Below are 3,631 nucleotides of genomic sequence, written 5' to 3' on the forward strand. Positions count from 1 at the left end.
CTAGCGGACTGCTACGAGGTCCACCACGAAGATGAGGGCTTCGTTGGGCTTGATGGCCCCGCCCGCTCCACGGGAGCCGTAGGCAAGCTCGGACGGGATTTCAAGGCGACGGCGGCCGCCGACCTTCATGCCAAGCAGGCCCTGGTCCCAGCCCTGGATGACCTGGCCGACTCCCACGCGGAAGTCCAGCGGTGCGCCGCGGCCCCAGGACGCGTCGAATTCCTCGCCGGTGGACCAAGCAACGCCAACGTAGTGGGTGGAGACGGTGTCGCCGGCCTGAGCCTCGGCGCCGTCACCAACGATGATGTCCTTGATAACGAGTTCCGTCGGGACGTCGCCCTCCGGGAAGTCGATCTCCGGCTTAGTGCGGTCGTAATCGCGCTGACCAAATGACATGGGTACTCCTCAATTTGATAGGGACGGTATTATGGAGGTTTGCGGATGCTTACTGGGCGCCCAGGATGTCCACGACGAAGACGAGGTCGCCTGTGGGCTTTCCGTTGTCGGGGGTCGCATCGGGGTACGCCAGAGCCTTCGGTATGACGAGCAGCACCCGTGAGCCGACAGTTTTGCCAGCGAGGCCTTGCGTCCAGCCCTTGATCACGTTCGTAAGCTGGAATGAAGCAACGCCCTTGTGCTTAAAGCTGTCATCGTAACTGGAATCGAAAGGCTTGCCATCGGCCAAGGTGACGCCGACATAGTTTGCGAGAACAGTACTTGTCTCTTTCAAAGCTTCGCCTTTGCCCTTAATGAGGTCCTGGGCAACTAGACTCTGCGGCGCCTTCGCACCGTCAACGGAAATCTGTGGGATTCCCTTGTCATCAACTTTCACGGTAGGAAGGCCAGCGGGAGGGGTGACGGTGTCGCCCTCGGGCTTGGCATCTTTTGCGGACACGATCTTAAGGACCGCCAACTGAGGGGCGGAAGCTGGCGTCTCACCAGAGGCTGCGGTGCCGGGAGCGGCGAAGGCCACGTATGCGCCCACTTTCGCGCCGACAAGTGCGTTGTAAATGATCTCGTTACCGCTCTTGAATGTGTCATCTAGCACGAGGGACTGCGGACCGCTTGCGAAGGAGTCATTGACGGTCTTACCGTCCTTACCGTCAACCGATACGAATGACAGGCCTATGATCTGTCCGGCCTTCACCTTGTCGCCGGTGCCGTCGCTGACCATTTTGATGGTCGGCTGCGTTACGTCCAGCGGCTTGTTGAATTCCAGGCCGGGTGCCTTCTTTTCTCCATTGTCGGAGACCTTAAGGGAATCCAGCTTGGCGACTTCGCCGGCGGACTGACTGGTGGGCTCCGGGGTTGCTGTTGGTGCCGGGCTTCCGCCGCAGGCGGTCATCAGCAAGAGGCCGGGGATAAGAATTGCTAGTAGACGTCGCACAAATTGAACTTTCGTCGGGGCAAAAGGAGGGCATGGACGGGCCAGGCTCGGCCATGCGCGTAGAGGCCTGTTAAAAGGCCAACCTCCAGAGTAGCGGGTGAAGCTGGGAGTCAGCTCATCGAGTCCAGGAGGGCATCTACTCTTTCGTCGACGCTGCGGAAGGGATCCTTGCACAAAATCGTCTGGTGCGCGCGGTCGTTCAACTTCAGATGGACCCAATCCACGGTGTAGTCACGGCCGAGTTCCTGGGCACGCCGGACGAAGTCGCCGCGGAGTTTTGCCCGGGTGGTCTGCGGCGGCGCATCCACTGCATCCTTGATGTCCGTGTCGGCAACCAGACGCCGCGCCGCGCCGCGGGACTGGAGCAGGAAGAAGAGGCCGCGCTTGCGTGAGATGTCGTGATACGTCAGGTCCAATTGCGCGATCCGCGGGGAGTCCAGGCCGATTCCATGGCGGCGCATGTACCCATCCATCAGCTTCTTCTTGATGGCCCAGTCCACTTCGGTGTCTATTCCACTGGTGTCGCCGCTATCGATCGCGTCCAGCGTCCGCTCCCAAAGATCCAGGATGAGCGGCACGTGCTGATTGTGGGCTCCATTCGATGCTACAAAAGCGGTGACCTTTGCAAGGTACTCCCGCTGGATGTCCAGGGCCGTCAGTTGCCTCCCGTTAGCCAGGCGAACCAAGGCCTTACCGCTGAGATCATGGGAGATTTCCCGGATGCTGCGGATGGGGTTCTCCATCCGCATGTCCCGCATGATCACTCCGGCCTCAATCATGCGCAGGAGCAGATCCACCGTTCCCACCTTCAAGAGCGCGGTGGTCTCGGACATGTTGGAATCGCCGACGATCACGTGCAGACGGCGGAAGAACTCGGCATCGGCGTGCGGCTCGTCACGGGTGTTGATGATGGGGCGGGATCTCGTCGTCGCCGAAGACACGCCTTCCCAAATGTGGTCGGCACGCTGGGAGAACGCGAACGTGGCCCCGTGGGGCGTCTTCAGGACCTTGCCCGCACCTGCGATCAGCTGACGCGTGACGAGGAAGGGAATGAGGATCTCCGCGAGCCGCGAGAACTCGCCCCGCCGCGGAATCAGGTAGTTTTCGTGGCTGCCGTAGGAATTGCCGGCGGAATCGGTGTTGTTCTTGAACAGGTAGACCGTTCCGTTGAATCCCTCCGCCGCAAGCCGGGCCTGTGCTTCATCAACGAGGTCATCGAGGATGAGCTCCCCCGCCCTGTCGTGGGCGATCAGCTGCGCGAGGTCGTCGCATTCCGCGGTGGCGTACTCCGGGTGCGAGCCGACATCCAAGTACAGGCGCGAGCCATTCGTGAGGAAGACGTTTGAGGAGCGTCCCCAGCTCACTACTTTGCGAAAGAGGTACCTGGCCACTTCCTCGGGAGCCAACGGCCGTGAGTCGGGGCTCGAGTACGAAATACCGAACTCCGTTTCGATCCCGAATATCCTCTTGTCCATCTCAGGCCTCCCCTGCCAGCAGTTGCGTGATTTCGTCAGCCCTGAGCCGCCGGAATGCCCTCCGGGATCCGCGCCCGCTTTCCGGACTCCGATCCAACACCGCGGCTTCGACTGCGTCCCGGGAAGCGCGTCCACTTCCTTGTCCGTGGCCAGCGCCTTGACGGCCAATCGAAGCGCCCCGGCCACGCTGAGGTCAGCCTTCCAACCGCGGCCCACCGTCTCGGCTACTTGCTCGGCCAAGCCGCCCATCACCACAAAACCGTTCTCGTCGGCAATCGAGCCGTCGAAAGTCAGCCGATAGAGGTGGTCCTCGGCCTGTGTGTGCCCGACCTCTGCCACCGCCAGTTCGACTTCGAAAGGTTTTTGTTCCGCGGTGAAGACGGCGCCAAGGCTCTGCGCGTAGACGCTGGCCAGACCGCGTGCGGTGACGTCCTCGCGATCGTATGAATAGCCGCGGACGTCGGCGTAGCGGACACCGGCTTGCCGAAGACTCTCAAACTCGTTGTACTTCCCCACGGCTGCGAACGCGATCTTGTCGTAGATCTCACCGATCTTGTGGAGCGACGGCGAAGGGTTTTCAGCCACCAGCGCGATGCCGTCAGCGCAACTGATCACGACGACGGACCGGCCGCGGGCGATACCCTTCCGCGCGAAGTCCGCACGGTCCTTCATCAGTTGTTCGGGCGAAACATAAAACTGCTGGGTCATCTCAGGCCTCCCGTCCGGCAACTGCGCGCGATTCAACGATCGCGCCGGCGATCGCTGCCAG

General features: G+C 61.6%; 3 protein-coding genes and 1 pseudogene. All 4 read right to left on the reverse strand.

Annotated features, from left to right (window positions below; all coding sequences use genetic code 11):
* The 4 genes and pseudogenes from AHiyo1_RS16145 to prcA all read right to left on the reverse strand — a co-directional run bounded on the left by AHiyo1_RS16145 (position 1) and on the right by prcA (position 3,570).
* A complete protein-coding gene (locus AHiyo1_RS16145) occupies positions 1 to 396 on the reverse strand; it encodes an FKBP-type peptidyl-prolyl cis-trans isomerase (RefSeq protein ID WP_059389230.1) in 396 nt (131 codons plus the stop codon).
* A 49-nt stretch (positions 397 to 445) separates the two neighbouring features.
* Complete coding sequence (locus tag AHiyo1_RS16150) at positions 446 to 1,387, reverse strand: FKBP-type peptidyl-prolyl cis-trans isomerase (RefSeq protein WP_059389231.1); 942 nt, start codon at positions 1,385 to 1,387, stop codon at positions 446 to 448.
* A 110-nt stretch (positions 1,388 to 1,497) separates the two neighbouring features.
* On the reverse strand, positions 1,498 to 2,862 hold the full coding sequence (gene pafA / locus AHiyo1_RS16155) for a Pup--protein ligase (protein WP_059389232.1): 1,365 nt from the start codon (positions 2,860 to 2,862) through the stop codon (positions 1,498 to 1,500).
* A 1-nt stretch (position 2,863) separates the two neighbouring features.
* Positions 2,864 to 3,570, reverse strand: a pseudogene (gene prcA / locus AHiyo1_RS16160) (proteasome subunit alpha).
* Between the last annotated feature and the right edge of the window lie 61 nt (positions 3,571 to 3,631).

The sequence above is a fragment of the Arthrobacter sp. Hiyo1 genome (assembly GCF_001263615.2).
Taxonomy (GTDB): Bacteria; Actinomycetota; Actinomycetes; order Actinomycetales; family Micrococcaceae; genus Arthrobacter.

Excerpts from the sequence above, each read along its gene's own strand:
- AHiyo1_RS16145 (WP_059389230.1), bottom strand. The coding sequence starts at position 396 with ATGTCATTTGGTCAGCGCGATTACGACCGCACTAAGCCGGAGATCGAC.
- pafA (WP_059389232.1), bottom strand. The coding sequence starts at position 2,862 with ATGGACAAGAGGATATTCGGGATCGAAACGGAGTTCGGTATTTCGTAC.